The sequence below is a fragment of the Agrobacterium sp. CG160-95 genome (assembly GCF_053521725.1).
Genome location: NZ_JBNWDU010000002.1, coordinates 593165 through 609157, shown reverse-complemented (window position 1 = coordinate 609157; position 15993 = coordinate 593165). Strand labels below are relative to the sequence as shown.

Genomic DNA, 15993 nt, shown 5'->3' with positions numbered 1-15993 from the left:
AACTTTCCGCTCTCTTCCCCGCCCGGAATTTTTACCGGGATCTTTTGCAATGCCCTCTTCTGCTGTTGCTCCAGCCATCACCTGCATCCCGGAGGCGCTGCCGAACCGGACAGACATGTGGGCGACGGAATGGCCACCTGCGGAACCTGCGTCGGCTGCTGGCTCTCCACCTGCACGCTGGCCGCGCGCCTGCCGACTACAGCAGGCCTTGCGGGCTGGGCGGGCGCGCCAACGGATGCGGGTGACGGAATACTGACTGCCGCAACCGGCGGTAGGGGCTGCGCCGTTGGCTGAACAGGCGTGACGGGTACGGCAGCACGGCGCACGGGTTGCAATGGTATGCTCGCAGTCACTTCACTGCCGGGCCGCATCGGCACCTCATTGGTCTTCATGGGATAGACCGGATGGCCCGGCCGCCCAAGGTTCTGATCCACCGCCTGCGGCGTGCCATAGGGGTTCCAGCTTTGCGAGGCATAGGTGCCGGTGATCGTGTAATTATACATGACCGTCAGAAGCTGCTCGACGCTTGCCGCCGACTGGCAGAGGCGCAGTCGCACCTTGATACGCCCCAGGTTGCGGAAATCCTGCCGCATGCTTTCGGGTGAGCGGATGTCCTGCCAGCCATAAAGGCAGGTATCGCTGCCTCGGCCCTTGCCGGCCGCATAAGAAAAGGCGCCGTAACCGTTCTGCAGATAATTCGCCGACATGACGATGTTCTCACCCGGAAACTCCGAGCGGATTTCCCGCGCGACGGAGGATGCCTTAAAGCCGGAGAAAGTCAAAGCATCGCGATCAGTGTCGCCGGCTTGCTGCGGACCGAAGAACTCGGCCTTAATGTAGTTCTGTCCGGGCGTAGCGGCTTCGGCGCGCAATACGACCTGCTGTGCCACGGCATTGGAGTAGGTGCGATTGACTACGGTGACGATTTCCGGACCGCCGGGCGGTGGGAAAACCAGTGCTTCGGACGCAGACAACATCTTTGCGCCCCCGAACGACCTGACGCCCGAGGGAGTATTGCAGCCCGAAAGAACTGCAATAGAGAATAGCAATGAAGTAAAGGCAGAAAATTTCACTGCCCCGTGCCCCTTTATTTCCCCAAGCCCTAACAGGTTAAAAGGAGACCGAATCACTAATGACCAGACCATTGTTACGAAATACTGGAGGCAGGCGAATAAGCAATATCAAATTTATATTGTAATTTCTGATGCTTTGTGGCCTCCGAATCGTTTCGGATCCCTTCTTTGCCGGACGAGACGACGGAACCAAATCGCGCTGGTGCGGGTTCGCTCGGCGTGAGGTCGATATTTTTACGGTTGCAGCGCAATATGTCCCATGGTCTACTTGCGTCTATAATGACGTATTTTTATTGATCACTTTTTTCATTCAACTGTAAAAACAGAGAGTTGACGCATGACTGTGCAATTTCCGAGTATCGTTCAGGCGCTTGCCGAAGAGATCGGAACCTTACGGAAATGGCTTGAAGAGGACGCGCTACCGCTGTGGTGGGAGGTGGGCTCCGCCCGTCCGGACGGCGGTTTTTACGAGCGCCTGGGCCAGGATGCGAAACCGGTTTTTTCTGATGACCGCCGCGCCCGCGTGCAGCCGCGTCAGGCCTATTGTTTCGCTGCCGCCGGCCAGAACGGCTGGCAGGGTCCGTGGAAGGATGCGTTGCTGCATGGGCTGAGCTGGTTCGAAAAGGTCTATCGCCTCGATAACGGCCTTTACGGCAACCTCGCCGACCAGACCGGCAAGCTGATCGATCCGTCCTTCGATCTCTACAATCAGGCTTTCGCGCTTTTCGCCGCAGCACAGACGGCCGCAGCCCTTCCCGACCGCAAGGACGAGATGCGTGCCCGGGCGCTCGAGATCCTCGCCGTCCTCAATCGCGACTACAAACACCCCGTCGCCGGCTTTGAGGAAGCGAACCCGCCGCGCACGCCGCTGTGCTCCAATCCGCATATGCATCTTTTCGAGGCGATGCTTGCCTGGGAAGTGCAGGACCCCGAAGGTCCATGGACCGCGCTGGCCGACGAGATCGCCGGCCTTGCACTCACCCGCTTCATCGATGGCACCAATGGCGGGCTGCGCGAATTCTTCGGCCATGACTGGATGCCGTTTGAAGGTGAGAAGGGCCGCATCATGGAGCCCGGTCACCAGTTCGAATGGGCCTGGCTTCTGGTGCGCTGGGGCAGCCTGCGCAACAATGGCGAGGCAATCGCCAAGGCCAAGCGCATGTTCGAGATCGGCGAAGCGCATGGCATCTGCCCACGCCGCAAGGTCGCGATCATGAGCTTGTACGATGATTTTTCGGTACATGACGGTCTGGCACGGCTCTGGCCGCAGACGGAATGGCTGAAGGCAGCCTTGCGCCTTGCCAGCGTGACCATTGGTGAAGAAAGACAGCGTTATCTTGCCTCGGGCCTGAGGGCCATCGGCGCGCTGCAGCCTTTCCTCGACACACCGGTCAAAGGGCTTTGGTTCGACAAATGGCCGGCCGACAAGCCGATGCTGGACGAACCGGCACCGGCCAGCACTTTCTACCACATCGTCTGCGCCATCTATGAGGCTGAGGCAGTACTCGCCTCCAGCCATTAGAGTCCGGGCGGGCGAGCGGGCCGGGCGTCCGCTCTACCCGCTCCAGCCTCAGTTAAGCCGCGCCGGGCGCACAACGCGCCAGTCGGGCTTGCCGAGATTGTGCGGCCATGGATGCACGTCCTTGTCGTTGAAATAGACGACCTCTTCCAGCTTGGGAAAATCCGCCTGTTTCAGCGTCACGTCGTTCATCCATGGACGGACGTAGGAATCGCCGCCTTCATAACCCAGTTCAGCAACCCAGACCGGTTTATTGAAGGTTTCGACAAGCCCATAGCCCTTGCGCAGGAGATCGGTGAACTTCTGCGGCCCGCCATATTCGATCTTGTCATAGTCCTCTAGACCGAAGACCGAGAGACCGACCAGGTCCGCGTAATTGTCACCAGGATAGTAAGCGCGCAGACCGTCGAGACCTTTCGGCGACCACATCACCTTGACGCCGGGGACCGCCTTGCGGGTCATGTCCACCATGCGTTTGTAGGCCGTGATATAGTCCTGCGGGTTCCAGCCCGACCACGAGAAGCGGCCGGATGTGTCTTCCATTTCCTGTCCCCAACGCAGGATCAGCGGGCTCTTCATTGCGGACATGCGTGCGGCGATCGCCTGCATGTTCTTGTCGTAATCGCCTCCCATCACCTTGCGGCGCAACTCGTCGGAGGTGAGCCGCCAGTTGACGTCCCATGACCAGGGTTCGACCGTGATCAGCACGTTACGCTTGCGCTCCAGAGCGTAAGCGTCTGCGAGCGCGAGGCTGTCGAGATCCACGTCCTCCCAGGGCAGGAACAGATGTTCCGTCGCCACCCCGGTCTGGCCGGTGAAATCGCCGTGCGGATCGTAGGCGCCGAAGCGTATACCATCCGCGTGCAATGTCGGACGTTTGTCGGCAAGCGTCTTCATGCCCGTGGAGCCCATGGGCGCGACCCCTTGGGCATCCAGTTTGAATATGGGGTACATGCTGGCTGAAGCAGCAACAGCAGCCCCGCTTGCAAAGAGCAGTCTTCTTCTTGTTATTTGCATGACACTTTCCTCCTACCTCGTCGCAGTCATCGCCTTGCCATAGGCGGCGATTTGCGGGGTGACGTCGTCCTTGCGGACAAGTTTCAGGAATTCATCTCCGGGCCGTGGCGGATTATGCCGGAAGACGTACCAGGGCCCGCCCTGCTTGCGCTGGTAAAGCACCTGACCGATGCGACCGTGGTCGAAACACGTGTCGGCCTTGCCGTTTCCGGCATCGGTTTTCCAGGTAGCGCGCATGCACAGCGTACCTTTGGCATCGACGGTCCAGCGGCCTTCACCGACGGCCTTCTTGCCTTTCTCTTCAGTCAGGGCGATGAACTTGCGGCCATCGGCGATGAAGCGTCCGCCACCAGTCTCCCATTTCCAGGTCTTGTCGTAATACATATCTACGACTTCGCTGGTCCGGAGCGGTTTCGGCGTCTTCGTGCCGCCAGCGGCGTGGACGGCACTTGGCGCGATCACCGCAAGGCAGAGTACGAAAGCGGAGAACCCGCATTTGCTTATTGTTGTTCTCATCACAGCCTCCTCCTTCTATTGTCCGACCCTATTGTCGGCCAGCATGATTTCTCCGGTTGTCATGACCGGTGGCGGCACCATGGGCTCCGCCTGCATGTTTCGAATTCCGGGCATTCCCGGCAGTACGATGCGCAGTTTCAGACGCACCGATCTCGCTCCCTCCACGCCAGCACCGGCCACGGTGAACCGCGTTTCGGTGAAGCTGACATAGGGTTGCCCGTGCGACAGGGCCTCCAGCCCACCAATCGCATGGGAGCTGAGTTCCGCGGCACTACCTGCCACAAGCAGTAACGAACAGGCGGCAACCGTCGCCCCACCGCGCAATGCCGGCAGCCGTGGCAAGCCGTTTTCCATGGTGTGTCGGACGAGAAGAAAAACCGAAAGGCCCGCGTAGATCGCCACATTGATCGCGGCGAAGACGAAGAAACCTTCCGCAGCGTTTTCACGCGGCGCCAGCACCATTGCGAGAAGGCTTAGTGCCGCCAGAACCATGTAAGGCGCGATTACACGCAGCGGCAGCGGCGGTTTTGCCTGCGTGCCCTTGGGTGTAATGCGAAAGTCGACGAAATCACCACGGATCGTATCGCGTATCGCCGCAAGCACACCCATCAACGACCAGGGCCAGCGCAGGAACAGAAACACGATGGCTTCCCACCCGAAGAGTTTCGCATCATGCGGGCGAAAGGCCCCCGTGGCCCGCCAGAAAAAGGCGAACACGATCATGATGAGCGAAATCGGCAGGAAATGCGCCAGAAACACTGGATAGGAGGCATTGACGAGTACCTGGCCGCTCAACAGTGCAAAAGCGGGAAGCACGAACATCAGTGCCATGAAGCCGGAAAACAGGGGATACCAGAGCTGTGAAAACAGGAACTGGAATTTCAACCGCAAGGGAAGCTTCGGCACGTAATGCCGCGAATATTGCAAGAGGATGGTCATCAGACTGCGTGACCACTGGAATTCCTGCACCACGAGATCGGTAAAAGTCACCGGCCCGTCGCCATGCGCGATTGCGTTGACGGCATGGACGCCGCGCCAGCCGCCCGCATTCATCAAAAGCGTGGTGGAATGGTCCTCGGCAAGCTCGGGTCCCAGACCGCCCACCTCACGCAGGGCTTTGGTGCGCACGGCGTAATGCGAGCCGATACAAAGCGGCGCCCAGCTGTTGTTGTAACCCAGCTGCAGGGCGCCGTGCAGGCTTGCCTCGGCATAAAGCCTGCCACGCGCAGCCCAGCTCTCCTTTGCATTGGCATCGCAGATGCTTGGTGCGGAGACATATCCAACCGCCGGATCGGCGAAAGGACGGATGATTTCACTCAGATAGTCCGGTTCCGGAACGTGATCGGCGTCGAATTGCGCGACGAAATCATAACGCTCATACCCGTAATGATCGTAGAAATAAGCGAGATTGCCTTCCTTGCAACGGGTGCGGCGAGGCCATGTCTTGCGGTGATAATCGACGACACCCCTCCGGGTCGAAACGAAAACACCGTGCGCGCCGCACCATTTCAACGTTTGCGCATCCGGGTCCTCATCCGCAAGCCACACGTCAAATTCCAGGCCCTTCTGCTCCAGCATGGCCTGCAGCGTCTTTTGTACTACGGTAAATGGCTCCGACGGCGCCTTGGTTACAACCATCGCCACCCTGCCCTGCGGCAGAGGAGAGCGCCGGTCGACGACCCTTGCGTTCAGGAAGATGAAGATGAAATAGGACGGCAGAAGCGTGATCCACGCGAGTGTTACCGTAACGATCGTAAAATACGGCCAGTCGATGACCCGATCCCGGTCCAGCCACCAGATCCAGAAATAGGCAAGCGTCACCAGCCAACCGCCAATGCCGAGACGATAGGCCATGCGGTTCCAGCCGGTGAAGACGGGCAGCATTGGCAATTGGCCCGCGACGGGACGCGATGATGGTACGGAAGGGGTAGAGCGAGCTTTCATGACAGCACCTCCAACCCGAAGCCGGGACCAGCCGTGCGGATGATGGTGTCTATATCGGAGCGCTTCGGCGCAAAGCCGAGGGTCGCCCTCGCTCTTTCTATATCAGCGAACAGGGCGGGCGGATCACCGGCGCGCCTTGCGCCGAAATGTACCGGCACTTCCTGTCCCGTGACGCGATGGATCGCGCGGATGATATCCCCGACCGATGTGCCGTGGCCGGAGCCGAGATTGACACGCAGGGTCTCGCCGCCATCGGAAAGATAGTTGACGGCGGCCACATGGGCGTCAGCCAGATCGCTGACATGGATGTAGTCGCGGATACAGGTGCCGTCGCTGGTGTCGTAGTCCTGGCCGAAGACGTCAAGTTGCGGCAGCCGCGAGGCGGCGGCCATCAGTGCCCGGGGGATCAGATGGGTTTCCGGCTCGTGGCGTTCGTAAAGTTCGCCATCCGGGTCGGCACCCGCCGCATTGAAGTAGCGCAGAGCGACGAAACGCATGCCATAGGCGGCAGCGTAATCATCGAGCGCCATTTCGAAAATCAGCTTCGTACGACCGTAGGGATTGACCGGGATCTGCGCCGTTTCCTCGCGGATCGGTAATTGCGGCGGCACGCCATAGGTGGCGCAGCTGGAGGAAAATACCAGCCCGCCGATATTCTGGTCGAGACAAGCATCCAGAAGCGCCAGACTGCCGCCGACATTGTTGCGGTAATATTTGCGCGGATCCTCAACGGATTCGCCGACATAGGCATTTGCGGCGCAATGGATGACGAAGGCTGGCGAGAACTCCTTGAGCGTGGCCTTCAAGAGACTACGATCCAGAATGTCGCCTTCAATGAAGGGACCCCAGCGAACTGAATCCGCGTGACCCGTCGAGAGATTATCGTAAGCAATGGGCTTGAAGCCGGAATGCGCCAGCGCCTTGCAGATGTGGCTGCCTATGAATCCGGCCCCGCCCGTGACGAGGATTGTACGGGACATCTCATACGGCCTCCGCAACCTTCTTGCCGGCCAGCAGCGCATCGAAATAGACGATGGTTTTCTCCAGACCGGTTTCGAGCGGTACGCGCGGTTGCCATCTGAGCATTTCCTTGGCACGCGAAATATCGGGACGACGCTGCTGCGGATCATCGATCGCAGCGGGCAGATGCACGATGCGCGAGCGGGAATTCGTCATGCGGATGACGATATCGGCCAGCTGCCGCACCGGAATTTCAGTCGGGTTGCCGAGATTGATCGGTCCGGTGCAATCCTTCGGCTTAGCTGAAAAACGCAGGAACCCGTCGATCAGATCATCGACGTAGCAGAAGGAGCGCGTCTGGCTGCCGTCGCCATAAATGGTGATGTCCGAACCCTTCAGCGCCTGGACGATGAAGTTGGAGACCACCCGCCCGTCATCGGGGCGCATGCGCGGCCCATAGGTGTTGAAGATGCGCCCAACCTTGATATCGACGCCATAAAAGCGGTGATAATCGAAAAAAAGCGTTTCGGCGCTGCGCTTGCCCTCATCGTAGCAGGCTCGCGGCCCGATTGTATTTACGTTGCCGAAATAGCTTTCCGGCTGCGGATTGACGAGCGGGTCGCCATAGACTTCCGATGTCGAGGATTGCACCACGGTTGCACCGCATCTGCGAGCGACTTCGAGAACGTTGACCGCGCCAAGCACATTGGTAAGCAGGGTGCCGACTGGATCACGCTGGTAGTCCGGCGGCGAGGCCGGCGACGCGAAGTTGAAGATCAGCGAGACGTCGATGTCATAGGGCTTGCGGACATCATGCTCGACCATCAAAAACCGCTTGTTGGCTTGCAAATGCTCAACATTCACGGTCCGTCCAGTCGAGAGATCGTCGAGACAGATCACCTCATGACCGCAAGCCAACAGACGTTCGCAAAGATGGGAGCCAAGGAAACCAGCCCCGCCGTTGACCAGAACGCGCTGGCCTGGCCGCCACTCGGAATAGATTGTAGCGCCGTTGTCATGGTCGTTGGGAACGAAATTACGCATTACACACTCCTCCCAATGAGGAACCAGCCCGGCTGATTCGACTTGAACTAGATCAAACTCCAGATTGCAGGATATTTCGAATGTCACCTCCGGTTTTTATTTCTTCTGGAGGTTTTAATATTTGGATTCGGTATATTTCAACTTTTATGATAGGCGCGTCATAAAACAGGTCAACTTTATTTTATCGAAATATTACAATTGATTACCCCGAATTACTCGTATTAATCACTCGATTTAATACTTTTTAACTACGCCTCCATTATGCCTTTCTTATTGAGCATTAGCGCAAGCTTCGCTCAACCAGTCGGGACTATTCTGGTTTTGTAAGGCTCGGTCCACCGGGGCAAAACCACCCGGCGAGATGCGACAGCTAGTCGATTTCAGGGGACATACATCATGAATGAAATGCCTTATTCCCATAACAGCAAAGCGGCCCGCCGCTGTCGTTTTGCACTTGTTGCCGCCGCACTTGCGACGTTCACTTTCGCTACGGCCTCGTGCTCCGTCGTTGAAGATGCCGTTCTGATCAAGACCGCATCTGCTAATACGGCGACGATCAAGAGCCGGGTTGCTCCAGCCAAGGCGTCCTACGGCTATGACAAGACAGGCAACGCAGCCGTCACGCTTGTTGCCGATACTTACGAGACACCGACGATATCGCCGCGGCATTCCTATTCCGGTTCTTCTCCCTATATCTGCTCACCGAGCGGATTTGGTCAGAAGTCCCGCTGCTTCCTGAGGCCCTAAGCCTCAGGCATAACCTCTGCTTGAAACTGGCGTCCTTGCGGCATCGGGCCGCCAGATGTTCAGTTTCTCCAGCCGGAGATAGCCGCGTCGTCGTCCTTGTGAAAAAAGCGCGACGCTGCCTCCGTTCGGTTGCGCACATTCATCTTCTTGTAGATGTTGCGAACGTGCACCTTCACGGTATTCTCGGACAGGTGAAGCCGGTCGGCGATGATCTTGTTTTGCGTTCCCTTGCAAAGCAGGTCGAGGATCTGCACCTCGCGCGTCGTCAGCGCCGCCATTTCACTCTTGCTGACGGCAAGAGCGTCGGCGCGGTTGGCGATCACGGCGTTGCTTTGAACGCTTTTGCCGTTCACGGCCTGGGAATAGGGGGTGAGCTTGCCGAGAAGGGCAGCGGGAAAATGCTCCCCGCCCTTCATGAGGAGATCAACCGCCGCCATGAAAACGTCGAGCCGCAGATTAAGCGGCAGCACGCCATCGATGATACGCATCCCCACCAGTTGCTTCAGCGGCTCCTCAAACTTGTCGATGGTTTCGACGACAAGTGCAATTGGGGCATCCGGATGCTTTTCGCGGACTGCCGAAAGAACGCTATGAAGCCGCTCGCCCGACATACGGTACGGCAGGACCAGCCGGACATCGGCGCCATAGTCATCGTCGATCGTTGCCGACGACATAACGCTCATCACAGCGAATGTAGGGAACTTTTTGCCCAGCGCCTCCACGAGGCACTCGGAAAACAGGTCCGGATCCGCGATGATCAATAAAGTCCCATTTATAGGCGCAACGGCTCCACTTTGTTTTGCCGCATAATCTGAAGTTCCCATGAACATCGACGTCTCCCCTAAAGCGCTACGCATTACGTTCTTTTTGGTTGTGTGCTCTGTCATTCGCCGGGATACCCCTAGAAACAAAAGGGGCAACTCCCGCTTCACGCCATGTCAACTATCATTAATTACCCGTTAATTAAGGAGGCTAATACGAAAAGCTGTGCAAAGAAATGGCCCAAATGGGTTATTTCTTGCAATTGACGTACAAAATTGGTTACGCCCGTAATGAATCGTTGAGCCCGGAACCAGTGTAAAAACAAACACATCGGAAAAGCTTTCGCTCCGGTTTTGCAATCCGGGAAAATATAACTTTTGGTTGATATCCCTTTACATACCTGCCCGGCAAAGGAGCTTCCGGAATGTGCCATTTCGGGATAGGGACCCTTCTCACCGCCATTGACTACATTTTTAGAAAAAGCAGCTTTTCCCGGCCTGAGCGCGATTATTTGCGTCTGAACCGGCGGCAAATCTCCATGCGACCGCCTTCCGACATATATATTGGTGGTAAGGGTGCCGATATGTTTAGCCCGAATTGATAGCTAGGAAGCGCGATTTTTCTGCTGCACAGTCTGACCGTCGCTGCAAACAGTGACCGATGGAAAGACAACCCTGGCCTTTGACGTGTGTTTGCAAACGCCGGTTCCTTTTCAAGACATAACGAAAGCAAAAAGACGAAGCCACCGCGCTCCCAACGGAGCGAGGAACGGATTTGTGCGCCTTAATACCGAGTAGCGCACAAGGGCTGAACGAGAAGAGCCCGGTTACGGGCCGATGCCAAGCCGCAGATGAGACGTACCGAGTGCATCTGCAGAACATCAATCTTTGTGCAACGCGGAGCAAGCGCGAAAAAATCCCGTTTTAGATGAGAGGGATTTCGAAAGCTGCTCCGAGCTTTTTCGGAGGAAATCGACATGGGTTACAATCCACAGCCTGCGGGCGACGACATCACCAAGATTGGCGCGCTTTCGGAGGGTTTCGCCAACACCTCGACCAATGACGCAAAGGTGGACGACAGCAACGTCGGCACCGCAAACGGTGAAAACCGCAACAACGACAACAGCGACAACAGCACCAATGTGGATGTTGACGCCAAAATCGACGTTGCAGTGGGCAACGGCGACAATCGCGACAACGACTATGACTGGAGCTATGACAGCAAGTCTTACAGCGACAACGATACGACCGTAAAGACGAGCACCGAAACCAGCACCGAAATCAAGACCGATTACGACTGGAGCTATGAAAGCAAGTCGTACAGCGACAACGACACCAACGTGAAGACGGTCACGGATACGGACACCAAGACCTTCTCCTATTCCGACGACGACACGACAACAACAACAACGACGACTTCCGACAGCTTCAACTCCGCTGACAGTTTCTACAAGTCGGATGACGACTTCGGCAACATCGCCGGCGTCAAGGATGTCGGCAATCTCGGCATCGCTGGCGGAGACCTCACCTTTAACCTCGGTGACGACTTCTCCTTCACACTTGATGTCGACAATATCCTCAACAGCTCGCTCAACGGCGAAGGCAACGACACGGGCTTCAGCCTTGTGCAGGCCAACCACCTGGCGGATCAGGATCAGGCCTGGGATGTCAGGATGGACAATGGTGGTGCCCAGAACCACCTGAGCGCGAATGCCGGCGACGCCTTTGGCGCAGAAGGCATGGACGGCAAGGGATGGGACCTCAAGGCTGGCGACGACGCTGCGGGTACCAGCACTGCAGATGCATCGGCTATCCTTGCAAACTCCGGCTTCCATCTGGAACTGGTGCAGGGCGCCAACATGCTCTCCAATGCCGTTGATGTCTCGGTCACAGGCGGTAACTCGCATGTTTCTGATACCGGCGAGGACAGCGGCTCCTGACGAGTACCTCTCTATGAAAAAAGCTGCACCGGCATTCGCCGGTGCAGTTTGCGGTTGAAGGACCGGGTTTGCGCGAAGACGAAGCACCGCCTCTTGGACGTGTGCCGCCCGCCGCCCAGGCTCTGCCGCGATGATCAGGGAGGGACCTGCAATGCAAATCGACAGAATTTCAGACATGATTGCGCATTTCATCGGCCTGTTCGACACGGTGATCGAGGAAGCGCGTCTAAGAAGCAACTATGCCGAAGGCACGGCACACGCGAACAAAGACCGGTTGTCGGATGATGACGCGGCAAGACTGCTAGACAAGACCTACGACTTGCAGCTTCAGGATTACGATCCCGGCGTTAAATATCGCGCCGGCTATTACGACTTCGACTATCTGCAACCGCATTTCGCTCGCATGGTCGAACACGACATGCAGCAGCTTGCAAATGCGATACCGGTAGATATGTCAGCCGCGCATTTCCGTTTTCCGGGCAGTGTCTCCTTTGAGCAAGAACGCGAACTGGTGGTGCACACCGGCCCGGGCTCGGTTATCGCGCATGTCACGCAGGTCAACATTCTTCAGGACGACGACTATCTGAACATGACGGACGGCCCAAATGTGGCGCGCGACACCAGTTTCGTGACCCAGCGCACCGTCGAGTTCCATAACGAAGCAGCCGTCTTCACGCCCTTTTCCGTTTTCCAGCGCACCGACAGCTACGACGCGTTGCAGGCGCTCGCCAAATCAGCACATGATTATATCGACCATGCGCGCGAAAATGACGTGACGTCCCTTGGAACCGGCGCGGAACAGGATTTCGTTCTCGCCGGCAATGACATCAACGGCCTCTACATCAATGGCTCCATGGCAAGCGAAAAGCCAATGCTCGACGACTTCATGCCGGATCGTGGCATTGCCAAGCCCGCTGAAGAGCCTGAAAAGAGCGATGTTTCGCTGCATGAGGATAGCCCCGCCGGAAACAGCCTCGATGTGGCTGCCGGCGCAAATGTCGTCGCCAACATAGCAACGCTGGTCAATACTGCCGTCATGGCCTCCGTCACCACCGTCATGGGCGATTATCACCAGATCGATGCAATCACCCAGGCCTATGTCTATAGCGACCGCGATGAGGTCGATTCCGTTTTCACGCAGTCCGAAGACCATGACGCAACCGCCGCCTACAATATTGCGACCTTCTCACGCAGTGTCTATCCGGGTGCAGAAAGCGCCGATAGCAGCCACGATAGTGGTGAACCGCCAATATTTCCCACTGCCTGGCGTGTCAGCGTCCTCGAGGGAGACGTGTCTTTCGTCCACTGGATCGAGCAGTACCAGTTCATCAGCGACAACGACACACTGACGGTTACCTCTTCGGGTGCCAGCGTCAGCTTGCTGAGCGGTGGCAACGCTGCCCTCAACATCGCCAATTTCCTCGGCATCGGCATGCAGTACGATCTGGTCATCGTCGGCGGCAATGTGCTGGACATGAACCTCATCAGCCAGATCGCCGTGCTTTACGACAATGACTGGATCCGCGCCAACCCCGACGCGCCTGAGGGCGCCACCGTTCAGTCCGGCAACAACCTGTTGTGGAACGACGCCAGCATCCACAATGTCGGTGGCAACGACCGTTTCGAAACCATGCCGGACTATATGGCGCAGACGGTGAAAGCGATTAACGAGCGTGATCCGAACATGCCGGACGCGCTTGCCCACGATGCCAATTTTGCGGGCTATCAGGGGATCAACGTCCTTTACATCACTGGCAATCTTTATGACGTCAGCATCATCAAACAGGTGAGCGTGCTGGGCGATTCCGACTATGTGACGCAGGCAGCCGCAAAGATTCTGGAAAACAACGAGAACGTCACGATCCATATCGATACCGGCAGCAACGCCGTCATCAATCTCGCGCAGATTATCGATTACGACAGCTTCGGTTCCACCACCTACGTCGCAGGCGGGCTTTATTCGGATGCTATCCTTATACAGGGCGGCATCATCGAAAATGATGCGTCGCAACCGGGTCACCAAGGCCAGCAGCTGGCAAACGAAGTGATCGCGTTTCTGCACGACGATCCCGCCACCATTCAGAATGAATCCGATGGCGTCATCAACGCCGGTCACGACATGTCGTGGTCGAGCGCGCATTCATCCGACGTCATGCAGGCGGTCACTGCATAGGTTTTGACAGGCGGGGAGAAACACCCGCCGCCAAAGCCGCAGAAACCGCGAGATCACCGAGGGGATTAATAAAAAAATGGATCATATTTCAAGAAAAACCATTACCGCCGGGCACTCGCTGGACTTGCCGCTGGATCAGGATGCGGAAGACAGCAAGCTGACTGATGCCTGCATTTCGGCCATAAACGAGGCCGTCGAAAACCTGCGCCATCTGTCCGGCGCGGAACCGACCGTGAAAGCAGCCCCGCCCTCCCCTGAGATCACACCGCCCCGGCCCCTTCCGCAACATTCCCCATACGCCGAACAACCGCAAATGCGTGACGTTCCGCAGGAAAGGCCAGTGCCGCCGCAGCAAGACCGGCGCCCCGCCTCACCGCCGGAGCCGGAAGCAAAGGTGGACAATACCGAGCTGAAAAGCTCACCCGACCTGCCCTTCGTCAAGACCATCGACAATAATGACGGGCCTATACGTGAAAACGAGCGCCGTCCGGTGACGGGCGGCGGCGGCAACGGCAAGGAGCCGACGGAGAATGGCGGTGGTGGCGGAGGAGGCGGCGGAAGCCAGAGCGGCTTCCACAAGCGCAGTGAACCCGTCAATTTCGCCGCCAGCCTCGCCAAGGGCATCGCCGCGATACGGCGCAACATGGCGATCGTGATGCTGTTCACCATCGCCATCAACGTTCTGCTGCTTGCCATCCCGCTCTATCTGTTTCAAATCTCGGACCGGGTCCTGACAAGCCGCTCCATGGATACACTCGTCATGCTGACGGTCGCCGTTCTCGGCGCGGTTCTGTTGCAAGCCTTCATGGACGCCATCCGGCGCTTCATCCTGATGCGCACCGCTGTCGAGCTTGAAGTGCAGCTTGGAGCGCCGATCCTGTCGGCAGCGGCCCGTGCCTCCCTGCATGGCAGCGGCAAGGACTACCAGATTCTGCAGGACCTGCAGCAGCTGCGTTCCTTCATTACCTCCGGCACCCTGATCGCCTTTCTCGATGCGCCGTTGATGCCCCTCTTCATCGTGGTGGTTTATCTTGTACATCCGCATCTCGGCATCATCATCATGGTCTGCTGCGCGGTGCTGTTCATCATAGCCTGGCTGAACCAGCGCTTCACCGCCAGACAGTTCGCGGAAGCCTCCGGTTATCTGAGCCGCGCCAATTTCCATCTCGATTCCATGTCGCGCAACTCGCAGATCATCAATGCCATGGCGATGATCCCAGAGGCCGTGAAGATGTGGGGTCGTGAAACAGCCGGATCACTGAAGTCGCATGTGGCGGCGCAGGATCGCAACATCATGTTCTCAGGTGTTTCCAAAGCAGCCCGCATGATCACGCAGGTCGCACTGCTGGGTTGGGGCGCGCATCTGTCTCTCGCAGGCGAACTGACCGGCGGCATGGTGATCGCAGCATCCATCATTTCCGGCCGCGCGCTGGCGCCCATCGAAGGGGCGATCGAGGGTTGGCATCAGTTCAACAAATCTGCAGCCTCCTATAGCCGTATCAAGCAGCTTCTCATCACCTCACCGCTCAATTTCCCGCGTCTGCGCCTGCCCAATCCGGAAGGGCGTCTGGATGTGGAACGTATCCTTTTCGTGCCGCCGCCGCAGAAGAAGGTGATCTTGAACGGCATTTCCTTTTCGCTGAAGAAAGGTGAATCCCTCGCCATCATCGGCAATTCCGGTTCCGGCAAGACGACGCTTGGCAAGATGCTGGTCGGCTCCATCCTTCCCACTTCCGGCAATGTCCGCCTTGACCTCATGGACCTGCGCAACTGGGACCAGCGGCAATTCGGTGAAAGCATCGGTTATCTGCCCCAGGACGTGCAGCTGTTTCCCGGCACCATCAAGGCCAATATCTGTCGCATGCGTGACGATGTTGAAGACCGGCAGATCTACGAGGCGGCTGTGCTCGCTGACGTACACGAGCTGATCGCCGGTTTCCCGCAGGGTTACGAAACCGTGGTTGCCGCCGATGGCGCACCGCTTTCGGGCGGCCAGAAGCAGCGCATCGCGCTTGCCCGCGCCTTCTTCGGTGATCCCAAATTCGTGGTTCTGGACGAACCAAACTCCAACCTTGATACGCAGGGCGAACAGGCGTTGGCAAAAGCCATTCTGCACGCCAAGAAACAGGGCATCACCACCGTCACCATCACCCAGCGACCCGCACTTCTTCAGTGCGTCGACAAGATAATGGTGCTGAAGGACGGATCGGTCGCCATGTTCGGCGAACGGATGGACGTACTGAAGGCTATTTCCGGCAATGGCCGGCAAAGTAGCCAGTCTCCGCAGATCGAGGGTTGA

12 protein-coding genes are annotated in these 15993 nt (G+C 57.7%); 5 read left to right on the top strand and 7 right to left on the bottom strand.

Going from position 1 to position 15993, the window contains the following annotated elements:
* Positions 1-77: 77 nt before the first annotated feature.
* Positions 78-977: a cellulose biosynthesis protein BcsN gene (gene bcsN, locus ACQZ63_RS09445; protein WP_035199452.1), complete on the bottom strand. Its 900-nt coding sequence runs from the start codon at positions 975-977 to the stop codon at positions 78-80.
* A 433-nt stretch (positions 978-1410) separates the two neighbouring features.
* Between bcsN and ACQZ63_RS09440 the strand changes: the two genes are divergently transcribed.
* Positions 1411-2595 carry an AGE family epimerase/isomerase gene (locus tag ACQZ63_RS09440; protein ID WP_113555688.1) on the top strand — a complete coding sequence of 395 codons (1185 nt, stop codon included), beginning with the start codon at positions 1411-1413 and terminating at the stop codon, positions 2593-2595.
* Positions 2596-2643: 48 nt separating this feature from the next.
* Here ACQZ63_RS09440 and ACQZ63_RS09435 read toward each other — a convergent pair whose 3' ends face one another.
* Genes ACQZ63_RS09435 through ACQZ63_RS09415 form a run of 5 tightly spaced genes read right to left on the bottom strand, consistent with a single transcriptional unit; the run spans position 2644 to position 8073 of the window.
* Positions 2644-3609 (bottom strand): glycoside hydrolase family 26 protein, encoded by a 966-nt coding sequence (locus ACQZ63_RS09435; protein ID WP_003510877.1) that lies wholly within the window; start codon positions 3607-3609, stop codon positions 2644-2646.
* Positions 3610-3621: 12 nt separating this feature from the next.
* Positions 3622-4125 (bottom strand): DUF995 domain-containing protein, encoded by a 504-nt coding sequence (locus tag ACQZ63_RS09430; protein WP_003510879.1) that lies wholly within the window; start codon positions 4123-4125, stop codon positions 3622-3624.
* Positions 4126-4140: 15 nt separating this feature from the next.
* On the bottom strand, positions 4141-6069 hold the full coding sequence (locus tag ACQZ63_RS09425; RefSeq protein WP_025595678.1) for a glycosyltransferase family 2 protein: 1929 nt from the start codon (positions 6067-6069) through the stop codon (positions 4141-4143).
* Entirely contained in the window at positions 6066-7049 is a 984-nt protein-coding gene (gene galE / locus ACQZ63_RS09420; protein WP_013761570.1) for a UDP-glucose 4-epimerase GalE, read from the bottom strand. Before galE ends, ACQZ63_RS09425 begins: the two co-directional genes overlap by 4 nt.
* Position 7050: 1 nt before the next feature.
* A complete protein-coding gene (locus ACQZ63_RS09415) occupies positions 7051-8073 on the bottom strand; it encodes a UDP-glucuronic acid decarboxylase family protein (protein WP_013761571.1) in 1023 nt (340 codons plus the stop codon).
* 396 nt (positions 8074-8469) lie between these two features.
* On the opposite strand from ACQZ63_RS09415, the gene ACQZ63_RS09410 reads away from it, so the two are divergent.
* Positions 8470-8820 (top strand): hypothetical protein, encoded by a 351-nt coding sequence (locus tag ACQZ63_RS09410; protein WP_060642287.1) that lies wholly within the window; start codon positions 8470-8472, stop codon positions 8818-8820.
* A gap of 59 nt (positions 8821-8879) precedes the next feature.
* Here ACQZ63_RS09410 and ACQZ63_RS09405 read toward each other — a convergent pair whose 3' ends face one another.
* Entirely contained in the window at positions 8880-9650 is a 771-nt protein-coding gene (locus ACQZ63_RS09405) for a helix-turn-helix domain-containing protein (protein ID WP_060642288.1), read from the bottom strand.
* A gap of 908 nt (positions 9651-10558) precedes the next feature.
* Between ACQZ63_RS09405 and ACQZ63_RS09400 the strand changes: the two genes are divergently transcribed.
* From ACQZ63_RS09400 to ACQZ63_RS09390, 3 genes are all read left to right on the top strand, one after another.
* Positions 10559-11521 carry a hypothetical protein gene (locus ACQZ63_RS09400; RefSeq protein ID WP_035199459.1) on the top strand — a complete coding sequence of 321 codons (963 nt, stop codon included), beginning with the start codon at positions 10559-10561 and terminating at the stop codon, positions 11519-11521.
* A 151-nt stretch (positions 11522-11672) separates the two neighbouring features.
* Complete coding sequence (locus ACQZ63_RS09395; protein WP_035199460.1) at positions 11673-13694, top strand: hypothetical protein; 2022 nt, start codon at positions 11673-11675, stop codon at positions 13692-13694.
* A 76-nt stretch (positions 13695-13770) separates the two neighbouring features.
* The gene (locus tag ACQZ63_RS09390; RefSeq protein WP_112752773.1) at positions 13771-15993 is read left to right on the top strand and encodes a type I secretion system permease/ATPase; all 2223 of its coding nucleotides are present in this window, start codon (positions 13771-13773) and stop codon (positions 15991-15993) included.

Excerpts from the sequence above, each read along its gene's own strand:
- bcsN (WP_035199452.1), bottom strand. The coding sequence starts at position 977 with ATGTTGTCTGCGTCCGAAGCACTGGTTTTCCCACCGCCCGGCGGTCCG.
- ACQZ63_RS09440 (WP_113555688.1), top strand. The coding sequence starts at position 1,411 with ATGACTGTGCAATTTCCGAGTATCGTTCAGGCGCTTGCCGAAGAGATC.
- ACQZ63_RS09435 (WP_003510877.1), bottom strand. The coding sequence starts at position 3,609 with ATGCAAATAACAAGAAGAAGACTGCTCTTTGCAAGCGGGGCTGCTGTT.
- ACQZ63_RS09430 (WP_003510879.1), bottom strand. The coding sequence starts at position 4,125 with ATGAGAACAACAATAAGCAAATGCGGGTTCTCCGCTTTCGTACTCTGC.
- ACQZ63_RS09425 (WP_025595678.1), bottom strand. The coding sequence starts at position 6,069 with ATGAAAGCTCGCTCTACCCCTTCCGTACCATCATCGCGTCCCGTCGCG.
- galE (WP_013761570.1), bottom strand. The coding sequence starts at position 7,049 with ATGTCCCGTACAATCCTCGTCACGGGCGGGGCCGGATTCATAGGCAGC.
- ACQZ63_RS09415 (WP_013761571.1), bottom strand. The coding sequence starts at position 8,073 with ATGCGTAATTTCGTTCCCAACGACCATGACAACGGCGCTACAATCTAT.
- ACQZ63_RS09410 (WP_060642287.1), top strand. The coding sequence starts at position 8,470 with ATGAATGAAATGCCTTATTCCCATAACAGCAAAGCGGCCCGCCGCTGT.
- ACQZ63_RS09405 (WP_060642288.1), bottom strand. The coding sequence starts at position 9,650 with ATGTTCATGGGAACTTCAGATTATGCGGCAAAACAAAGTGGAGCCGTT.
- ACQZ63_RS09400 (WP_035199459.1), top strand. The coding sequence starts at position 10,559 with ATGGGTTACAATCCACAGCCTGCGGGCGACGACATCACCAAGATTGGC.
- ACQZ63_RS09395 (WP_035199460.1), top strand. The coding sequence starts at position 11,673 with ATGCAAATCGACAGAATTTCAGACATGATTGCGCATTTCATCGGCCTG.
- ACQZ63_RS09390 (WP_112752773.1), top strand. The coding sequence starts at position 13,771 with ATGGATCATATTTCAAGAAAAACCATTACCGCCGGGCACTCGCTGGAC.